Source organism: Vibrio sp. Makdt (genome assembly GCF_027587015.1).
In the GTDB taxonomy this organism is placed as follows: Bacteria; Pseudomonadota; Gammaproteobacteria; order Enterobacterales; family Vibrionaceae; genus Vibrio; species Vibrio chagasii_B.
Genome location: NZ_JAPPTH010000003.1, coordinates 171776 through 191880 on the forward strand (window position 1 = coordinate 171776; position 20105 = coordinate 191880).

A 20105-nucleotide genomic window follows, 5' to 3' on the forward strand; every position below is an offset into this window, starting at 1 on the left:
TACTCACTTAACTCATTGTCCAAAGCTTCTGGAGACAATCATTTCGCTATATTACGTCTATTTATATGATTTTAATATCGATTATCATTCGCATTTCCCATGTTAACTTATGTTAAATTTGAAATCTTATTTTTCGCCTGTGTTAAAAATGTAACAAGAGTGTATAAATAATGCGAAATCACTTTCATAGTGTTCTTGTTCATATTCTTGTTGGCTAATATCGTGTGTTGGTTTTAAGGAATCAAATTTGAATAAGTAGCAGAAAGTGGCTGGTAAGCAATACGTCATAACTTACTTGATCTTGGTAATATTTTGATTAAAAGCGATATTTCTGTGTTTTTGGCTAAAAAAGCAAAGATAAATCGTGTTCATCCTTAAGGTTAATAGGTAAGTACAATGGTAAATAAATTAGCATTAAGAGTAATTTAAATTGAAAAATAAGCCATCAACATCATTCCTCATCTTTATTTGCTTTTTGTCAATTGGTGGGCTGATATCTACAGATATATTTTTGCCTGCAATGAAATCTATGGGGGATTTTTATCAGGCAACTGAAAGCGACATTCAAAGCGCAATTGCAATTTTTTTATTTGGTATTTCTATATCCCAACTTATATATGGTCCACTTTCCGACAGCTTTGGCCGAAAGAATATTTTGTTGATTGGACTTGCTATCTGGCTTGTCTCGACTTTAGGGATATTCGTATCAACGTCTGTGGATCAACTTTACTTACTCCGATTACTCCAAGGGATAGGAGCATGTGCGGGTATCACGATAAGCCGAGCTATCATGAGCGACCTTTACGATCGAGAGCAGGCGGGGCAGCTATATCTGATTATTTTTCCTTTTGTGGGAATGTCTCCAGCAATAGCTCCTATGTTGGGGGGGCAATTAGCGTTCTATTTTGGGTGGAAGTCATGCTTCTTATTTATGTCATTATTTATAGCTATCACGATTTTACTTACTTTGTTTCGTTTTAGTGAAAGTTTGCCTAGCGAAAAACGCATACCTTTTCATCCTGTAACCCTATTTCGCAATATATTGGCAGTGTTGTCTCATCGCCGCTTTCTTCATTTCGCACTGATACCTTGTTTTGCTTACGCCAGTTATTTTGCCTATATAGTGGAGTCACCATACTTATTTAGTTCTATGGGGCTCTCAGTAAATCTTATTGGGTATACCTACATAACACTCTCTTTGGCTTATGTATTGGGTAATCTTGCTGCTAAGAAAATTAGTCGAAAAATTGGGACTGAGCGTACCATTCAGAAAGGTTATCTAATTTTTATGCTGGGTGGGTTCATGTTTGCTCTCCAGATGTTGATCAGTCCTTCACCTATTGTCACCAGCATACTATCAATTTCCATACTGACCTTCGGAAATGGCTTTCTTTTACCACTGGGTACTGCTAATGCAATTGCAGCTAAACCTGAACTATCCGGTACAGCCTCTGGTGTGATGGGCAGCTTACAACTCGGTTCTGCAGCAATTGCATCACATTATATTGGACAGTTTTCGAATCACGACTTACACACCACTGGACTGATCATTGGAGGGGTATCCCTGCTTGGTTTTGTCATATATCAACTAGGACAGCTTCAGTTCAATCTACAGCTACAAACAAAAGGTAATATAAAATAATGATTAATAACATTGATGTCACACTGCGTGATGGCGGTTACCAGAATAATTTTAACTTTTCCTTACAATATGCGATTACCCATGTAAAAAGGGTCGCGGATAGTCAAATCGAATGGATTGAAATAGGCTACAGGAATGGATCTTTTAAACCTATCTCGAATATCGGAATAACCGGGCGAGGAGAAAACGAATATATACGTGAGATTCACAATGCTGTACCACATGCTAATATTTGTATGATTGCCCATGCTCATAACATTTCATATCAGGATATAGATGAAATGAAAGAGGCAGGTGTAGGTATGCTACGTTTATGTCTCAACGCTAGTAGTGCTGAAGCAACGTATGACTATGTTCAGTACGCTAAGCAAAGAGGTTTCAAAGTATGCGTTAACGCGACCCGTGTCAGCCAATTGTCAATAACAAGTTTAGTTGAATTAGCTTGGAAAGCTGAGATGGCTGGAGCGGATGTGTTCTACCTCGCTGACTCTAATGGAAGTATGACGCCAGAATCGGTCACTAACTACGTCTCGACACTAAATAATACGACCAACATGCAGATTGGTTTTCATGCCCATGATAACTTGTCTTTAGCGATGTCAAACAGCATTGCAGCATATAAAGCGGGGGCAAGGTTTATTGACAGTTCTCTAGATGGTATGGGTAAAGGTTCAGGTAATCTGAGTCTAGAAAGCTGGATTTCTTACATAAATAATCTCAATTCGGATAACAGATATATTCTAGAGCATATCTTCGAGCAACTCGAAGGTCTGAAATCCGATCAGAGCTTTTCAAGTTCAGAGCACTGTATTCTAGATATGATTCTTGGAATGAAAAACCTTAGTGTGGAATACAAATCTCACCCGGACCTTAATAACATTCGTGATATTGGTTTCGCTTTGCGAGTCGCTGGCGAATTACAGAAGGTTTAGTCATGAACGTTGTATATTTTTCTCCTGAAGTGAGTTCTTCCCTGCTAAAGCAGGCTGTTGTTCTATCGCCGGTTATGCCAGTTTGGGACAAAGGAGAGTTTTGCTTACCCCTAACACAACATTTGAATCAGGCAGGCTATTGTGTCGCTGTAATCGACACCTTGTCGGTTTGTACCACTGATGAAGCGAACACATCCATCGAAGAGATAAAGCAAGCAATTTTGAAGGTGTCTGCTAACTCAGAGCTCCTACTGTGTGGTTTTGCGCTTGGAGGGGCTTTAGCTCAGTGTGTTGCTGCTCATCTACCTTCAGTGAGTCACTTGTTCTCGGTCTCTGGTCCGGGGCAGCAGACAATAGAACTAACTACCAAGCTAGGTGAATTGATCGCAAAACTCCGTAATTGTGAGCTTCCTGACGCCCTTGCCCAGCTTGGCCAATGGGTGGCTCCAACTGGCACGTTTGTTGAGATGATTCCTGCACCAGCTGCGTGCGATCATGAATTAGCTACACAAAGGATGTTGAATGGCTTCACATTGCTCCGAAGGCTAAATTCTAGGAATCATCTAGAGGCGTTTAAAGGCCGATGCTTATTGATGGTTGGCGATAAATCTCAGATGGTCACGGCCTCTAATCAAATCTGTATTGAGAGAGAGGGGTATGAGATTGTTTCTATTCATAATGCAGGGATGCGCCCATGGGCAGACAATCCAAAACAGGTCGCTAAATATTTAACCCAATGGATTTCACTATGAAAAAAATACAAATACTGGTCTTGCCTGGTGATGGTATTGGTCAGGAAGTCTGCGATACCACTTTACCTATTTTGAATAAGCTCAACTTACCGATTGAACTATCGTATGGTGATATTGGTTGGCGGTGTTGGGAAAAAGAAGGCAATACTGTTCCCGAAGAAACGTGGTCTCAGATCCGTCAATCAGATGCTGTCTTGTTGGGTGCAGTTACCAGTAAAGGAAAATTTGAGGCGGAGAAAGCACTACCAATTTCGTTACAAGGTAAGGGACACCCTTACATATCACCTGTTATCCAACTTAGACAGAAGCTTGGTTTATACGCAAATATCAGACCGATACGTTATGTTACCGGTGACCGAAAACCTTTCAATTTGTGTGTAATACGAGAAAACACTGAAGGGCTTTATGCGGGGTTTGATTATCTTGGTATACCGGAACATGCTCAAGACTGGCTAATACATGAAAACTTGGCATATCATGGACCAGATCAAGCTGCTTGGAGTGTTAGGCTTCAGACTCGTTATGGATTAGAGAGGTTGTTTGAACAAGCCTTCAATTATGCGATAAAGCACAGCATGCGACGCGTAACGTTTGCAGATAAACCTAATGTGATGCGTGAAAGTGGACAATTTGCTAAAGAGATTTTCTTTGATATTGCGGACCGTTATCCTTCTATCGAGGCGGATATCCATAATGTCGACGCAGTGGCATTATGGCTAGTGAAAAAGCCTCATGAATTTGGCGTCATTGTAGCTGAGAACATGTTTGGTGATATTCTATCTGATTTGGCGGCAGGAGTTATGGGGGGGTTAGGTCTGGCACCGAGCGCCAATGTTGGTTCTGATATCGCTTATTTTGAGCCCGTACACGGGAGTGCACCAAAAATGGCAGGGAAGAACAAAGCGAATCCTTGTGCCATGTTCTTAACTATAGCTCTTATGTTGGAATACCTTGGTTTTAATACTGAAGCAGCGCGTGTTGAAAAGGCGGTCAAACATGTTATGCGTGAGAGAAAGCAGATTAGTTACGACTTTGGTGGGAGTGCTTCGACTCGGGAAGTTGCTGAAGCTGTAATCCGCTCGTTAACTGACAAACAGACATCCAACCGAGCTGCACTGATCACTATAGGGGATGAACTGTTGGCGGGTAAGTGTGTCAATACGAACTTAACCGACCTGAGTAAAATACTGGTGAAGAATGGTTATGAGGTTGCTAATCAGTCCGTTTGTGCTGATTCATCCAGTGATATTGAAGAGAGTCTCAATAGATTAATTGGCGACACAGATTTAGTGGTTGTTTGTGGTGGGTTGGGCCCGACATCTGATGACAGAACACGTTATGCGATAGCTAAGGCTTGTGGTCAGCCTCTAGTACATAATGAACCAACTTGGCAATATATCCAAAAGAGGCTGAACGGATTTGGTGTACCCGTCGATGAGTCGAATCGCGTCCAAGCACTGTTTCCTGAGCACTCAAAGATCCTAGAGAATACACGTGGCACAGCGGCAGGCTTTTCTCTTTCTCTCAATAACACTCATATTATCGTTTTGCCAGGTCCACCTAGCGAAGCGACAGCTATTTTGCAAAATGCGATTTACCCACGTGATTGTGTCCAGAATGCCCGAAAGCGGTGTCAATGGATGCTGTTAGGTATCAGTGAAAGCGAAGCAGGCTCGGTTATCGAACAGCATTTAGCAAGCTATCATGGTGACATTCATTATCTGTGGAAATATCCTTATGTTCAAATAGAAGCTGTATTTGATGAAAGCAACGAGCCTCCACAGTCGGTCATTGATGATCTTGAAGGTATTTTGAAGACTTTCCTTGTAAGCAGAGATCACACTACAGCGGGTGAAAAACTAGCTGTTGCTACTGCTTTTATACAATGGTCTGGTGAAGATGAAAAACTCCAGAATATTGTAGAACAATGGGGAGGTAACTCAGTTGGGGAGCCACAGGCGGCAATCCATTTGACACTCGATCCCCCTCTCCAAGAGATTTCGGATAAGAAGCAATATCAAGGAGTAGCAACATTACGTTGTGTGACCTCAGAGGGAGAGTCGAGTGACATTCATTTCCCTTGTCGCGGTCCCGAAATAGAACTGTTTATTCAAGAGTATGCTGCTTGGTTTGCCTTGAAACAAATAAATCAACGAGAGGTTTTACCATGCTGACTTTAAAAGAACTCGAGATAAAAGAACGTTTGAATCGTATAGATACGGCTAGTGTATGCGATGCGCTAGACAGCCTTTCTTTAGTTGGTGGATTGCAGGGCATTAAACCAAGGACACCGGGAACCATAATGGCAGGCCCAGTCTATACAGTTCAGTATGCACCGATCGAGCGTGATACTGCTACGTTTCTCAATGCTGGCAACTATATCGATGAAGTACCTGAAGGATATGTGGTATTGGTCGATAATCAAGGTCGCCTGGACTGTACGAGCTGGGGAGGGATTTTGACTTCGAAAGCACAGAGAAAAAATATTGCTGGAACCGTTATTTATGGCTCGGGCAGAGATATCCGTGAAATCCAAAACGCCAACTATCCGCTTTTTTCTACAGGTATATATATGGTCTCTGGGAAAAATCGAGCGATAGTCGCCCACAGGCAAGTTTGCATAGAAATTCATGGTGTTTCAATTTACCCAGGAGATTGGCTCTTTGGGGATGACAATGGTGTTGTGGTGATACCAAAAGACCAACTGGAAGAAACTCTCTATCGTGCCGAGAATACAGAACAAACGGAAAAAAAAATCTTAGACGCTATAAATTCAGGTGAAACTCTAGAAGCGGCACGTGCGCAATATAGTTATTCGACTCCGTGGGAGGTTTCAAAGGAATGAGTGAATTTGAGCAATATTGGAAAAGCAGACTACGTTTTGTTGATGTCCATTATCACGCCTCCCCAGATAGCTTTGAGCGACGTTATCATGCTGTAGAAGCAGGCCGATTATACGCGCGTTATGGTGGAGGGTGTGTGCTTAAAAATCATTTAGGTAGCGTAACGGCTCTAGCAAGTATTTGTCAGCAGATGGAGCTACCTGTATTTGGTTCCATTGTACTCAATGAAATTGCCGGGGGGATCTGTACTCAGCCAATTAAACAAGCGTTATGTCAGTATCAGTTTCCACATCAGGGAAGACTGTTGGTGCATCTGCCGACTGTAGTCACATCTTCCCACCGTAGCGTTATGAGCCGGAAAATGGCTAACAATAGTGTGGAAAATTTTGCGCAAGTACCACTGAGAATCGTTGGTAATGACGGTAAACTGCTTCCTGCTTTACAGTCATTGCTCCACTTTTCTCAAGAACAGGATATTGTCATTTCCACTGGACATGCCTCTCGCGAGGAGATATATAGCTTGCTTGAACAAGTAGATAAAATGGGAGGGGGGTGTCGTGTGATGCTCAATCAGCCAGCTAACCCGATAACAGGAATGGTTGCTGAAGAGCTTATATCGTTGGGGCACCATGATTGGTTATATATAGAGCAAACGGCTCTGACCGTTCTGTTAGGCTATCAGAGCTTTGAGGATTTTTCAGTGGTATTATCTTCTGTCCCAAACCTACTTTACAGTTCAGATTTGGGGCAATCCTGTCAGATAGACATTCCTGAATGGCTTAAGCAATCCAAGATGTGGTTCGAGAAGATAGGGCTATCGAAATCACGTCAGAAAGATATTTGTCTCCATACGCCACTAACAATGCTGGCGCCTTAATTGGAGTTTAGGGCGTTGATATTTTGGGTTGACTATGGAATGGAGTATCAACCTTCCTCATTTAAACTATCAAAGCTAGAGCAAGCCTCTAGCTCATTCTTGTCTAAAAGTGTGTTACACATATGTACATGATGTATTTCGAAGAGTTGACCGGAGTGTGGTAATTTTACTACGTTGAATTTTAGTCGTTGTTTAAATTTGCAGACTTTTGATGCAATGTTATGCGAACTTATTGTGCAAATAGTATTTTAACTCGTTGATAGTTGGTTCTCGTTATGCTGACTTATCTTGCAAGCATCACCTTAAAAAAGCCGCTCTTTATGAGCGGCTTTTTGCTATCTGCAGTTTGCCTTTTTCTTGTTCAAAAACGTTCAAGTTTTCTTAATTCGCAGGCAGCACAACAGCCGACGCTTCTTCCTCTGAATCTTCTTTGTCGTCTACTTGTTCAGTAACCCAATCAATTGTCTTAGTTAAATATAGTTTATTGGTTTCGGTATCACACCAACTCTTTGATAATCCTCTTCGATTAAATTCACTGCCAATCGCGGCCAGTGTTTGATTGCTCGAGCGCCCGTAATACAAGGTGTCGCATAGTTGTAGGTTCGACATCGATTGTGGGTATGTATTAACCGACGATGAGTTCATGCTTAGTGCTTTGGACTGATTATGCGTGCAACCCGTAAGGCTCAAGAAAAAGATCAATGCTAAGGCTTTCTTCATCATATCTCTGAACAGTTACTAATAATTGGCGGGGATTATGAGCATGATTAAGTCGTTGATTTGTCAATTCTTCGCTAACTGCTTAAAGAGCACGATCTTGCTCGCAATTAGAGCACGTTATTGATCCGTTTAATTCCTAGGTCAAAAAATGTATTAACCGCCAAAAGCGCAATTTTGTACAAAAGCTAAAAGAGCCTATAGAGTAGACTGATAAGTCGCTCGATAATTAACAGGCTTGGGAATTGTTATGGAGAACAAGAAACGTTCTAAAGAAAAGGCCGAATATAAAGTCGCTGAGGAGCTCGGAGGTATTGAAATCCTTAATGCTGAGTACGAAAAGCAGAACTTCTCACGTCATAGTCATGAGGGTTACACGCTTGGGGTTATAGAGCAGGGTGCTCAACGTTTCTATCGAACGGGTGGTCATCATATCGCTCCCCAAGACGCCATTATTCTGGTCAATGCCGATGAGGTACATAGCGGTCATTCGGCAACTGAAGGCGGTTGGGCTTATCGTGCGATGTATCCGCTCCCAGAGCAACTGGCCAAAATTACTCAAGAACTTAACCTTCCTAATTATGGCGCCCCTTATTTCCCTAGGGCGGTTGTTGAAGATCCTGAACTCGCCAATCAATTGAGGCTGGTGTTTAATGCGATTGATGAATCGGATAATCGACTGCTCCGCGAAACCTTGATGTATGGGATGTTGGTTAAGCTGATTAGTCGGCATGGCAAGTCGAGCCTCAAACCTCAGTTGGATAGTAAAACTCAGCGCCAACTTGTTCTGGTTAAAGAGTTTTTAGATGATTTTCCGCAGGCCGATGTCTCTTTGGAAGAGTTATCTAAATTGGCAGCCTTAAGTCCTTTTCATTTAGTTCGATCATTTCAGAAAGAGTTTGGCCTTCCTCCTCATGCTTATCAGATCCAGTCTCGTTTGAGGCTGTCTCGCAAACTGTTGAAGCAAGGGCATACCATTTCAGATACTGCCCAAGAGTGTGGTTTTCACGACCAAAGCCATTTTCATCGACACTTTAAAAAGGCCAATGGCTACACACCGGGGCAATACATTAAGATGCTTTGAGCGTAGGCGAAAAATACGGTCGCTTAATCGAGCAAGTTTGTACAATCGAATCCACTCACGTGTTTTTACATTGAATAGCCAATGTGAAGAGAGAAAAGAACAATATGGATAATCAAAAGATGGATAGACGCACGCAGTTGTGGAAGGGCGTTTTAGCGGGAATGCCTCTGAGTATCGCCGTGATACCGTGGGGAATTTTAGCCGGCTCATACGCGATTGATGCTGGATTGAATCAACTTCAAGCACAAGCGATGTCGGCGATTTTGTTTGCCGGCTCCGCACAACTGGTCGCGGCAGGTATGTTCAAAGCGGGCATTGGTCTTGGCACTATGTTGTTGACCACATTGTTCATCACCTCAAGGCACTTTTTATACAGTGTGTCGATGCGCGATAAAATCAGTCACCTTCCAGCTCGTTGGCGTTTATTACTTGGTTTTTGGTTAACAGATGAACTGTTTGCGATTTGTAGTGGGCAGTCTCAGCAAGAGTTTAATCGTTGGTACGCAGCGGGTGTGGGCGGCGGTTTCTATCTGGTTTGGAACATCGCGAGTTTCGTCGGCATTGTCGCGGGAAGCCAAATCCCGTTACTTAATGAAATCGGTCTTGACTTCGCGGTAGCCGCGACGTTTATCGCGTTGGTTTTTCCCTTAATACGAACATTGCCTGTTGTTGTGTGCGTTGTGGTTTCACTGGTCACTTCGGTTGCCATGTCGGTTAACAATATTGAGGGTGGGCTAATGATTGCAGCGATCGCTGGTATGTTAGCGGGCTTTTTCAGCGAATCGTTCCAAGAGCGAACCAACGGTAACAAGACAATCGTGGAGGGGAAATAGAGATGATTTGGTTAACGATATTCCTCATGACTGCGATTGTTTTCTTTAGTCGGTATCTGTTTCTTGAACCTGCTATTCCGCTTCGACTCAACCAAACGGCGCGACGTTTATTACGCTATTCAAGCCCAGCGGTGCTTACTGCGATCTGGGGGCCGATTGTGTTTGCTCCAGAGCAGACATTTTGGCCAAGTTTTGAAAATCCTTACTTGATAGGCGCGGTGGTGACAGGCTTGCTGATTTGGAAAACAGGCAACGTGCTGCTAACCATTGGTGTCAGTATGGCTGTGTTTTTGTTCTACAATCTTGTGGCGATTGATTTCTTTTTCTCTTGATAGCTAATCTAAATTTGGTGTGTTATTCAGTATTTGAGGGTGGTATATGATTACTTGTTATGTTCGATATGTAATTGATCCTAAAAAGATTAAGGAGTTTGAGACCTACGCAAAAATGTGGATTCCTTTGGTGGCTAAATTTGGTGGTCAGCACAATGGCTATTTTCTACCATCTGAAGGCGTGAACAATATTGCGATGGCACTGTTTTCATTTGATAGTTTAGCGGCTTATGAAGAGTATCGAACCTTATCTTTGAAAGACCCGGAGTGTATTCGAGCCTTTGAATATGCGGATGAAGTTGACTGTATTGTGAGTTATGAGCGTAGCTTCTTTAGACCCGTTTTTGAGTGATTGACCTTGCAACACGTGGCTCGGTGACTTCTAATGTATTGATTCACCGTTTGTGTCGTCAGTTTTTGGTAAGGAGTTAATTTGGCTAAGAAATATTATGTGGTTTGGAAAGGTCGTAAACCAGGTATCTTTACCACTTGGAATGAGTGTAAAGCGCAAGTCGATGGTTTTGTGGGCGCGAGATATAAATCGTTTCCAACACTGGGAGAAGCTGAATCAGCCTTTGGTGGTAGCTCGTCTTTTGCGACTAAGTCTACCTCAGGTTCTAAGTCTGCATTTCCGAAGTCCAGTGGTGCAAACAAGTCAAAGACTCCACCTCTTTCTCAGCAGCAAATTACTGACATGCCATTTGATATTAAAATCTTTACTGATGGTGCATGCGAGCCTAACCCAGGCGAAGCGGGAACGGGTTTAGCGGTTTATTTGAATAATGATCTCACTGAGCTATGGTATGGCTTGTACCAACCGATGGGGACTAATAATACTGCTGAGCTACAAGGTTTAGAACAGGCCTTTATTCTCGCGAAAGAGAAGCTGAAAGCTGGGCTGTCTGTGGCGATTTATAGCGACTCAAAATATTCGATAGACTGCATTACTAAGTGGGCATCAGGCTGGGAGAAAAAGGGTTGGACTAAATCTGGTGGTGAGATAAAAAACCTCGATATCATTAAAGCCGCTTACTCACTTTATCAAGATCTCGCTTCTCAAGTCACTATCTACCATGTGAACGGTCACGTCGGTATTGAGGGCAATGAGCTTGCTGACCGAATGTCTATTGTGGCGGTCTCTTCGAAAGAGCAAGGTTTGAGCCGTTATACCGAAACGGACGATCTTGCAGAGATCTTAGCATTGCGCGCGGGTTAACAAGCACTGCTCGTGAGAGTACGAATTATCTAGAGCGTTACCGCTTTGAGCAATGTAACGCTTTGTTTTATTTTCTATTCTACTCGACAGCCTTAGCAGGTACTAAGCGGGGTTCTCTATCCAGTTAGATAACTGCTGGGCTTGCTTAAGGGAGTTAAACATAGTCTCAACTCGTGCTCTGGCTCTCATCCCCATTTCTGCTCTTTCGTCACTGCTTAGTTGAGCCAGTCGCTCGATGGTTTCTCTTAATTCCTCTACGCTTTTCTCATTCACTAAAAAGCCAGTCTCTGGAGTGACAATCTCCTTGCAGCCCATGATGTTTGTGGTGATCACGGGTACGCCAACCGCCATGGCCTCTTTCAGAACTAAGGGGCCGGTATCGACGCAGCCTGTTTCTGAAAAACAGAACGGCGCTACTAAAGTGTCGTACTTGGGCAAATTCTTTTTCACCCATTCGTGTGTTTGAGCCCCGTGGAAAGTAACGTTTCGGGTAAGTTCCTGATGCTCTACTTGCATCTTGAGTTGAGATTCTAAGTCGCCAGTTCCGATGATATCTAAATGAATATTGAGCGGTTGTGCAATGGGAGCTAGTGCATCGATCAAGTGATGCACGCCTTTTTGTTCGACAAGTCGTCCGAGGAACACTAAACGCAAGAGCCTAGTCTCACTTTTGACCTGCTGTTTAAACTGCTTGGTGTTCACACCACAGTGCAACAATTTAACGTTGCCTTTCGCCATGTTGTTGAAGTCGTTAAGCATGTCTTTGCACACAGCGACCACGAAATCACTTGAAGATATTTTGTGTTCAATGTCATAAGCAAACTCGTAAACATCATGCCCATGAGCGACAAATGAGCAGGTAATGTTAAGCAGCTTGGCAGCGACAATAGCATGTGCAGTAGTGTGTTGGCAGAAGTGCGCATGTACGTGGTCAATGTCTTTTTCTGCCAGTTGTAAAGCTAGCTTAAACCCATACCCGAAAAGAGACTTCTTGGGCATGCTGTTTTGTCTTGAGACAAATGACAGTGCTTTGACAAATCCTAACCAATTAATGTGGGTTATTTTGCCCATACGAACATCTTGGCCGATTTTAACAATGTCGTAGTCGAACGATTTTTCGCTGCTTTCAATTTTGAATGTCATTACGCAGACGTCGTGTCCACAAGCTTTCACGGATTCCACTTCCGTTTGGATAAAAGTTTCGCTAAGTACCGGGTATGTCGGCGCAACGAACGCTACTTTCTTCATTTTTCTCTCCCTTGACGAAGGTCACTACAGCTAACTAAGCAAGATGCGAACCAAGATTAAAGCTCTTTTGGGAGAGGCTTTTTGATGCTTTTCTTGATCTTATACGACGGTTAACCCTGTTTTTCTCAAAATGGAAATCAATTTCGAATTGAGCATGCTTCAATGCTATTTGTCATTTTGCAAAAGGGCACATAGGTGGCTGATATGAAAGCGATCCAGTAGGTCATGGAATACGGCACAGAACATGCAGTACAAGCTGTACAACGTACAAATGTGAGAGCGTCATTATGGCTAAAGTAAGTGTTGTTATCCCTACCTACAACTGTTTGGACTATCTACCAAAGGCCATTGGTAGCGTGCTTAAGCAGACCCATCAAGATATCGAATTGATCATTATTGATGATAATAGCAATGATGGAACCTCGACTTATCTCGCGTCGATTCAAGATCACCGGATCGTTAAGTTATCAACCTTGGGAGTGGGGGCACCACAAGCAAGAAACCTGGGTATAGAGAAAGCAACAGGGGAGTTTATCGCCTTTTTAGACGCAGATGATTTTTGGTTCCCTGAAAAAATTGATCGCCAACTCGAGTTCCACCAACGATACCCTGAAATGGCAATGAGTTTCACTAACTACGAGCACCTAACAGAAGACTATGAAGTCATCGTTGATTGCTTTAGCTATTGGTCGCAATTTCAAAATCGAGAAGAGCAGTTCATCAACATCGATAACCCACTAGAGTTCATCATTGAAAACAATGTGATTGGTACGTCAACCGTCATGGTGAAAGCCGATGTGTTTTCGCAAACCGATAGCTTTAATGCAGACATCAAATATGGTGAAGATTGGGAGTTGTGGCTTCGAATGAGCGAAAACCATCAGATTGGTGTGTTGAACTCTGTTGAGGTGGGTTACTTAATGAGAGCAACATCTGTGACTCAAACTGAAGACCTCAAGCTCAGAAACCTAGCTTCTATAGAGACCATTCTTCAGCGTTATCAAAACAACAGCCAGCGATGGAATTTACCTCAGTCTAGTTTTAAAGTTGCAAAGGCCAGAATATTAGAGGGCTATGCAGACTATTATCGAGGCTTACAACAGAATAGACAGGCTATTGCCTACAGTTTCCGCTCTTTGGTGATGGCTCCTCAAAAACGTACATTGCGACATTTGATAGGTGACTGTAAGAGTTTCCTAAAGCCTGCATGGTAAGGGATCGGTGACTCGTATGGGTTCGTTAAAACAGTCAGCCTATTACGCTATTGGCATATTGATGATGAAAGGGATTTCTTTGGTGATGATCCCTTACATTACTCACAAAATGACGTTGGCAGAATATGGATCATTAGAAGCGATTGTCTTACTGGCTGACATCGGTACGATCTTATTCAGCTTTGGTATTGTTGAATCGATGTATCGTTACGTTGGCGTCGCGGAAGGCGATGAAAAGCGAAAGCTGATATCTAACTGCTTCACGCTTAGCTTAGTGGTGTGTTTACTTGGTGGCGTGCTTATTGCGCTCAGCATGCCTCTGTTGCTGCTGACGTTGCCTGTTGAATTCAAGCCTTATCAGATCGTTCTTCTACTCATCCCTACGATGCTCGACGGGGCAATATCCATCCCGCTTACTTTGATGCGCATGAACGCAATGGCAAAGCGTTTTTGCCAACTTAACGTATTGAAAGCCGGTGTTCAGGCGATTATGACGTTTGTACTGCTTGAAGCGGGTTATGGCATTGATGGCGTGCTGATTTCTGCTGCTGCTTCCAGTGTACTATTGATGCTGTGTCTCGTTAGCTATCAATGGCAGCAGATGGGCAGCTTAGGTTGTTTTCAATATTCAGCAAAGATCTTGAAATTTGGGTTACCAACCTTGGTTGGCGGTGCCTCTATTTACATGATCACCGGGCTAGATCGCTGGGTGATGGCAAGTTTTGTTGGGGTTGAGGAGTTAGCCGTTTATGCGGTTAGTGGTAAGTTTGCGCTAATTCTAGGCTTGCTGCTGCAACCTTATGCGCTTTGGTGGTTTCCAAACCGAGTCGCCATGCTTCAGCAACCCGGCGGCAGAAAAATGTGTGCAGACAGAGCCTTAGTCGGAGTTAACCTAGCCATAGTGTTAGGGGGCTTGATGATCTTAACTGTTCCGGGCTTCATTTCTCTTATTTTACCAAGCAGCTATCATCAGGCTGGGGTTATTGTGGTCTCACTGCTAGCGATTACTGTTATTAAAAGTGCGGGAGACTACCTCAACTTAGGCTGTTTCAGTGGAGACTCAAGTCAATCACAGATGTGGATACAAAGTAGTTGTGCGGTATTGGCTGCCATAGGCTATTTTGCGGTAGCGCCTATTTATGGAGTGTGGGGTGTTATCACTGTTCTTTGCGTCACTTATATTGTGCGACTCATGCTTTTGTATATTGTAAGCCAAATGATGGAACCGTTGCCTTACGAGCATAGCAAGTGGGTCATGGCAGTCAGTATCGCATTAGTGGCGATAGTTAGTGATCAACTTTTGGGGTTGGTTTTGGTTGATGTTCATGACTTTATTCTGGGTACTGCTGTTGGTTTAATCACGCTGGTGGTCTTTGTGAAATACTCGGTGATCGTTATCCCCCAGGCTCTACTTGATAAGCTCACACCCGGAAAGCATTCGCACGCAAACTAAATAAAACACTGTTCATTATTGGCTGGGTTAGATAGTATTTATAAATTCAATGAATGCTAACTATGGAAAGATATATGAATAAGTGGATTGTATTTTCAGCGTTTTGCTCAACTTTATCGTATGCTTCTGCTGAGCTTGTCAGCCAAGATTTATTGTCTCACCATTTTGATGCCCCAGAGCTCTCATCTCTGGAAACGCAACACAGCGTTTGTAGCAGCCTTGTCTGTAGTTCAATATCCGAACCACAATCAGTTTCTTCTGCGGGGGATTTTCCTGAACGCGAATCGAACCCAACGATAGATACGATAACCAGCGCAATCTACTTCTTGGGTGAAATGGGCGTTGCTGAAAACCTATCGACTCCAGAATATGAAAAATTATTTGAGAACTAGCTGAGAGGTTATATATACCGAGAGGCGCTTTTTTGTCCTATTACAAAGTACATAAAATACTGTTATAAAAGCTTCTATCGCATTTTATGATTCAATTACGTAATACATGACGACTAGGACACCCCGATGGAAATATGGAAGTTGCTGCTGTTTATTCCAGCGTGCTTTGCGCTGAACATGACGCCTGGCCCAAACAATCTTTTGTCGATGAATAATGCCCGTTGCTATGGCTTTAAAGCCGCATTTATAGCAGGGTTAGGTAGAATCGTTGCTTTCTCAGGAATGATTGCGTTGGCGGCGTCTGGCTTGGCCGTGGTGCTTTATACTTCTGAGACCTTGTTCTTTCTTATCAAGTTGTTTGGTGCCATGTATTTGCTTTGGATTGCGTTCAACTTATGGCGTTCACAAGCCAGCCCTGTCGCGGACATCGAGCGCAATAAAAACTGGTTTGGTCTAGTTAAACAAGAGTTTGCCCTTGCCGCTGGTAACCCCAAAGCGATACTTATCTTTACCGCATTTCTGCCTCAATTCGTTGATGTTTCAGCCAATGTAAACACACAGTTCTTCATTCTAGGTGTCACGTTCTTAGTGTTAGAGCTGCTCGCGATATCTATCTACGCTGCCTTTGGTTTATACCTCAGAAACTGGTTCTCCAAGCCGCAAATGGCTAAGCGTTTCAACAAAGCGTGCTCGGTTTTTCTTGCTCTATCCGGTGCTAATCTGTTGGTGAGTCGTCAGTAGTTCTCGGAATTTAGAGCAGTTGTTGTGGACAGAGTGAGGACGGTATTCAATGAGTAACAAAGATCTATCTAAAATGGGGTCGGCTAAGGTAACTCTTGTAAATCTTAATGGCGTACCTTGTATTCGAAAGCAAGGGGCAGGTGAGGTTGAAATTTCTTTTTACCAACATGCTGCGCAACATTTATCTGGTGTACATAGCCCTACGTTGTTGGTAGTGGAAGGAGATACTCTGTTCATCGAGCACATTCCTCACTCTTTAACACTAAATGAGCTTCAAACGACTTCAGAGGTGTATCAGCAACTATCTCGTATTCATCAGTCTCAATACTCGCCGAGTTTTGCAGTGAAAGAGCATAGATGGAGTACCTGTTCCACTGAAGCTGCACTAATATCTCTGAACTTACCTCAAGTGACTCAAGACAGTTTACTGCGTATCCAGCAATTGAGTGGTGCTTTGTTCGACCAGAAAACCTTGATCTCTGGCGATGCGAACGAGGGAAATTGGGGAAGAAGAGATAACGGTCAGCTGGTGTTATTTGATTGGGAGCGTTTTGGTTATGGCAGCCCAGCTATCGATTTGGCACCGCTCGTTTCTCGTATGGGGACTTTGTCCGACTATGAGTTTATTGTTGACCAGTACTTACCTCATAACAATCTGATTTCCCGAGAAGATTTAATAAGGCAATTGATCATCGCGAAAAGCTGGATCGTTGTCGAAGTCACGAATATATTAGTCTCGCGTAATAACCCTGAAGCTTCGAAATACATCCAGTGGTACAGAGAACAAATACCTACCTGGTTGTCTTTAGTTGAAGGCAGACTTTAGCTGAAGGGTAGTTGTAGTCATATCTATAAAGGTCTATCTATGAATATTGTCTGTGCGGAAAAACAGGAACTGGCTGAAATTTACCAGCTTGAACATGCTTTGTTTGGTGACCATGCCTATCCGCAATTTTTCATTCGTCAGGCATTTGATTGCTGGGGAAAAGGCTTATTAGTTGCTAAGCAAGACTCAAAGATTGCGGGCTATGCCTTAACGACAACCACGGACACGCAGAATGAGTTTTGGGTCCTATCATTAGCGGTAGACCCGAATTATCGTGGTATGGGAATTGGCCGGAAATTGATGCAACATGCGGTTGAGCAGTTGCCGCGGGACGCTAGGCTTTTGCTCACTGTAGATCCAAATAACACATCCGCTTGCGCGCTCTACGCGTCAATGGGGTTTTCTACGATCAAACAAGAAGAAAACTACTTTGGTGATGATGAGCCGAGGTTAGTGATGCAGCTCATCATCTAGATTGTTGCTAACGGTTTTAATCGAAGGCTCACAGTTCAAAGACAGTCTCGTAGCTCTAGGTCAGCATCACGATACCGTGCATTAATACTACGCTAGAGGTGAGCCGAGTTCTCATATCAAAGTAGCCATCGGGGCCTTGGCTCTGGTTCTCTTCTCTTATCGTCCTTTCAGCTCGCCAAACCGCAATATAACCAAGGATAAGAATCAGAGTTGCCACCAGTTCTTTTTGTTCACCAAGCAATACTGCCAGCCATGCGACGAGCACTATCGCGTTACTTAGCAATAGCGCTTTGTTACTTGATTGGCTTTCAAAATTTTCGATGCCATTTGCCCACAAGATTCCTGAAAGAAAGCTCAGAATAGCCACGCTGTAAGTGATGAACAGCGTTTCTCCACTTATCCCCATTAGTTGGCTGTCGGTGAGCGAGAGGAGTAGACCGAATAGAAACGGGATTAACCCCATGTACCCAAGTTTGGCCATGGTGTTACGGGTTTGAGTTGTTGCCATGTAATCCACCCTCATAGCTGTTGCTCGATCGCGTTTTTGAGCGTAGCGCTCACTGGTGATGTGGAGCTAGGGAAGGTGGCGACGACTTTGCCTTCTTTACTGATCAAGAATTTGTAAAAGTTCCATTTAGGCGTTACGCCAGCTTGCTGTTGTATCTCTGCAAATACCGGGTTGGCGTCGCTACCAGACAGTGAAGCTCGCGCCATCATCGGGAAGGTAACGCCATAGTCGAGGTAACAGACTTTTGCCGTTTTCTCTTCGCTTCCTTTGTCTTGGCGAAAATCATTACTTGGGAAACCGATAACGGTGAAGTCTTGATCTTTGTAGGTTTGATGAAGTTGTTCGAGCTGCTCAAACTGCGGAGTGAAGCCACATTGGCTAGCGGTGTTTACCACCAATAGAGTTTTGCCTTTAAACTCATCGCAAAGCGCAATTTCTTCGGTCGAATTTAATAAGCGCTGTTTGCCATTGAGTATCTCTGGGCAGCTCGCTGCAAAGGCGATGGAACTCGTGAGGCTTGTAATCAGTACGGTTGAGCAAAGTAGTGAACATTTCATGGGGTTGGCTCATTTTAGTTGGCGTAATGGTTATTACTCTTGAGCACGATGAAATGATCACTTTGCGTATTATTTACTGTCTCTTTAACTCGCGTTTTGAGTTGTGCTTTTGCGCTCTGACATAAGATAGGGAGCGACCAAACGACTGATATTCACTTTTGCACCAAGGCGAGCTGCTAATAGATACATACCACCAATTTTTCGATGTAGGAACAGCGCATCGGCGGGTGGGGTGTGCCAATACTCTTGTTCCATGCTCAGAATGGTGCCAGCTTCACGAAGACGTTGTGCCAAACCACTTGCTTTGAAGTCGTAGTCTTCGTCTACCAACATCGGCTCGCAAGCCATCTTCACTAGGTTTAGAATCGCTTGGCGTTGATCAGGGAGAATTGTCTCGCTAAAGAATCCAATCTGCTCTAACGCTTGATTGAGCCCTTGCTCATCGTTGTTAATGACAGAGGAAAAAGCCAAGCGATAACCCTCGCTAAAGCGGTCACTGTATTCACGGGTTGCTCCGAAATCTAACAAGCCGATTTTTCGGGTGTTTTCAACGTAAAGGTAGTTGGCGAAATTAGGGTCGGTTTGCACCATCTTAAAGTCGAACAACTCTCTGAATAGGAGCTCAAGCAGGCTGTGCATCACAAAGTCACGGGTGCTTTGGTCGTAGCTTTCTATCTGTTCTATTGAGACGCCCTCAATGAAGTCCATGGCGAGCACGGATTCTGAAGAGACTTGCGGATGAATCTTGGGTACGACGAAGTGCGAATGCTCTTTTAATGCGTCATGGTAACGAGTCGCGTAGTCAGCCTCGCGAGCATAGTCTGCTTCATCATGGAGCTGTTTCTTTGCCTCTTCTAGCAAGCCTTTGTAGTCGACCGACTTCGGTATCAACCCAACGATATTGAGTAGTGTGCCGACGTTATCTACATCACTGTCGATGCTTTTTCGAATGCCTGGATATTGGACTTTGACGGCGAGCTTGTCCCCGGCATCGCTGTACGCTTGATGGACTTGTCCTATAGATGCACTGGCAATCGGTTTGAAGTTAAAGGAAAGGAATTCGGTTTTCCAATGGTTTCCGAGTGAGCTTTCTAAGACTTGATTGAGCTGCTTTGTTGGCAATGGGTCAGCGTCTGAGCGCAGGCGAGAAAGAATGTCGGCTAACTCTGGCTCTAAGACATCCCCCGCATCCATTGAAAGCATCTGCCCCAATTTCATCGCAGCTCCACGCAGGTGCGCGAGCTGGTCGGTCAGGCGAGCTATGTTCTGTGGCGTTAACAGTAAATCTTTTGCCTTGGGCCTGTTGCCTCGTGCAATTTGCTTGGTGCCTTCTGTTAGCACGTTACCTGCGACTCTTGTCGCCAGCGAGGCGAACTTGCTGAATCTAGAAAGTCTATGAGTGGGAAGGTTTCTCTCTTTTGCCGACATAAAGTCTCTCTCTGGGAATCAGGGTTCACTACAAAG

Annotated in this window: 22 protein-coding genes; 17 read left to right on the plus strand and 5 right to left on the minus strand. The window is 43.7% G+C overall.

Going from position 1 to position 20105, the window contains the following annotated elements:
- Nucleotides 1-430 precede the first annotated feature (430 nt).
- From OH460_RS04935 to OH460_RS04960, 6 genes are read left to right on the plus strand one after another with little or no spacing between them, the layout of a single operon-like run.
- Nucleotides 431-1642 carry a multidrug effflux MFS transporter gene (locus OH460_RS04935; protein WP_269995611.1) on the plus strand — a complete coding sequence of 404 codons (1212 nt, stop codon included), beginning with the start codon at nt 431-433 and terminating at the stop codon, nt 1640-1642.
- On the plus strand, nt 1642-2574 hold the full coding sequence (locus tag OH460_RS04940; protein WP_269995613.1) for a hypothetical protein: 933 nt from the start codon (nt 1642-1644) through the stop codon (nt 2572-2574). The genes OH460_RS04935 and OH460_RS04940 overlap by 1 nt, the downstream gene beginning before the upstream one ends.
- 2 nt (nt 2575-2576) lie before the next feature.
- A complete protein-coding gene (locus OH460_RS04945) occupies nt 2577-3326 on the plus strand; it encodes an alpha/beta fold hydrolase (RefSeq protein ID WP_269995615.1) in 750 nt (249 codons plus the stop codon).
- Nucleotides 3323-5500 carry an isocitrate/isopropylmalate dehydrogenase family protein gene (locus OH460_RS04950; protein ID WP_269995617.1) on the plus strand — a complete coding sequence of 726 codons (2178 nt, stop codon included), beginning with the start codon at nt 3323-3325 and terminating at the stop codon, nt 5498-5500. Before OH460_RS04945 ends, OH460_RS04950 begins: the two co-directional genes overlap by 4 nt.
- Entirely contained in the window at nt 5494-6171 is a 678-nt protein-coding gene (locus OH460_RS04955) for an RraA family protein (RefSeq protein ID WP_269995619.1), read from the plus strand. Before OH460_RS04950 ends, OH460_RS04955 begins: the two co-directional genes overlap by 7 nt.
- On the plus strand, nt 6168-7046 hold the full coding sequence (locus tag OH460_RS04960; protein ID WP_269995621.1) for a DUF6282 family protein: 879 nt from the start codon (nt 6168-6170) through the stop codon (nt 7044-7046). The genes OH460_RS04955 and OH460_RS04960 overlap by 4 nt, the downstream gene beginning before the upstream one ends.
- 381 nt (nt 7047-7427) lie before the next feature.
- Here OH460_RS04960 and OH460_RS04965 read toward each other — a convergent pair whose 3' ends face one another.
- A complete protein-coding gene (locus OH460_RS04965; RefSeq protein ID WP_269995623.1) occupies nt 7428-7766 on the minus strand; it encodes a hypothetical protein in 339 nt (112 codons plus the stop codon).
- 247 nt (nt 7767-8013) lie between these two features.
- Between OH460_RS04965 and OH460_RS04970 the strand changes: the two genes are divergently transcribed.
- From OH460_RS04970 to OH460_RS04990, 5 genes are all read left to right on the plus strand, one after another.
- Nucleotides 8014-8847 (plus strand): AraC family transcriptional regulator, encoded by an 834-nt coding sequence (locus tag OH460_RS04970; RefSeq protein ID WP_004739967.1) that lies wholly within the window; start codon nt 8014-8016, stop codon nt 8845-8847.
- A 104-nt stretch (nt 8848-8951) separates the two neighbouring features.
- The gene (locus OH460_RS04975) at nt 8952-9680 is read left to right on the plus strand and encodes an AzlC family ABC transporter permease (protein WP_269995626.1); all 729 of its coding nucleotides are present in this window, start codon (nt 8952-8954) and stop codon (nt 9678-9680) included.
- 2 nt (nt 9681-9682) lie between these two features.
- On the plus strand, nt 9683-10012 hold the full coding sequence (locus OH460_RS04980) for an AzlD domain-containing protein (RefSeq protein WP_269995628.1): 330 nt from the start codon (nt 9683-9685) through the stop codon (nt 10010-10012).
- A 46-nt stretch (nt 10013-10058) separates the two neighbouring features.
- Complete coding sequence (locus OH460_RS04985) at nt 10059-10364, plus strand: NIPSNAP family protein (RefSeq protein ID WP_269995630.1); 306 nt, start codon at nt 10059-10061, stop codon at nt 10362-10364.
- 81 nt (nt 10365-10445) lie between these two features.
- Nucleotides 10446-11228 carry a ribonuclease H family protein gene (locus OH460_RS04990; protein WP_269995632.1) on the plus strand — a complete coding sequence of 261 codons (783 nt, stop codon included), beginning with the start codon at nt 10446-10448 and terminating at the stop codon, nt 11226-11228.
- Nucleotides 11229-11330: 102 nt separating this feature from the next.
- Here the strand turns inward: OH460_RS04990 and OH460_RS04995 are convergent, their stop codons facing one another.
- Nucleotides 11331-12476 carry a glycosyltransferase family 4 protein gene (locus tag OH460_RS04995; RefSeq protein ID WP_269995634.1) on the minus strand — a complete coding sequence of 382 codons (1146 nt, stop codon included), beginning with the start codon at nt 12474-12476 and terminating at the stop codon, nt 11331-11333.
- Between the two features lie 287 nt (nt 12477-12763).
- On the opposite strand from OH460_RS04995, the gene OH460_RS05000 reads away from it, so the two are divergent.
- The 6 genes from OH460_RS05000 to OH460_RS05025 all read left to right on the plus strand — a co-directional run bounded on the left by OH460_RS05000 (nt 12764) and on the right by OH460_RS05025 (nt 17576).
- Nucleotides 12764-13690, plus strand: coding sequence for a glycosyltransferase family 2 protein (locus tag OH460_RS05000; RefSeq protein WP_269995636.1), 927 nt, complete (start codon nt 12764-12766; stop codon nt 13688-13690).
- A 16-nt stretch (nt 13691-13706) separates the two neighbouring features.
- On the plus strand, nt 13707-15143 hold the full coding sequence (locus tag OH460_RS05005; protein WP_269995638.1) for a lipopolysaccharide biosynthesis protein: 1437 nt from the start codon (nt 13707-13709) through the stop codon (nt 15141-15143).
- Between the two features lie 74 nt (nt 15144-15217).
- The gene (locus OH460_RS05010) at nt 15218-15535 is read left to right on the plus strand and encodes a hypothetical protein (protein WP_269995640.1); all 318 of its coding nucleotides are present in this window, start codon (nt 15218-15220) and stop codon (nt 15533-15535) included.
- 126 nt (nt 15536-15661) lie between these two features.
- The gene (locus OH460_RS05015; RefSeq protein ID WP_269995642.1) at nt 15662-16276 is read left to right on the plus strand and encodes a LysE family translocator; all 615 of its coding nucleotides are present in this window, start codon (nt 15662-15664) and stop codon (nt 16274-16276) included.
- A 49-nt stretch (nt 16277-16325) separates the two neighbouring features.
- A complete protein-coding gene (locus OH460_RS05020) occupies nt 16326-17102 on the plus strand; it encodes a phosphotransferase family protein (protein WP_269995644.1) in 777 nt (258 codons plus the stop codon).
- 39 nt (nt 17103-17141) lie between these two features.
- The gene (locus tag OH460_RS05025) at nt 17142-17576 is read left to right on the plus strand and encodes a GNAT family N-acetyltransferase (RefSeq protein ID WP_061031867.1); all 435 of its coding nucleotides are present in this window, start codon (nt 17142-17144) and stop codon (nt 17574-17576) included.
- Between the two features lie 55 nt (nt 17577-17631).
- Here the strand turns inward: OH460_RS05025 and OH460_RS05030 are convergent, their stop codons facing one another.
- The 3 genes from OH460_RS05030 to OH460_RS05040 all read right to left on the minus strand — a co-directional run bounded on the left by OH460_RS05030 (nt 17632) and on the right by OH460_RS05040 (nt 20069).
- A complete protein-coding gene (locus tag OH460_RS05030) occupies nt 17632-18099 on the minus strand; it encodes a DUF3429 domain-containing protein (protein ID WP_269995647.1) in 468 nt (155 codons plus the stop codon).
- Nucleotides 18096-18641 carry a glutathione peroxidase gene (locus OH460_RS05035; RefSeq protein WP_239939500.1) on the minus strand — a complete coding sequence of 182 codons (546 nt, stop codon included), beginning with the start codon at nt 18639-18641 and terminating at the stop codon, nt 18096-18098. Before OH460_RS05035 ends, OH460_RS05030 begins: the two co-directional genes overlap by 4 nt.
- Nucleotides 18642-18725: 84 nt before the next feature.
- Complete coding sequence (locus OH460_RS05040) at nt 18726-20069, minus strand: ABC1 kinase family protein (protein ID WP_269995653.1); 1344 nt, start codon at nt 20067-20069, stop codon at nt 18726-18728.
- Between the last annotated feature and the right edge of the window lie 36 nt (nt 20070-20105).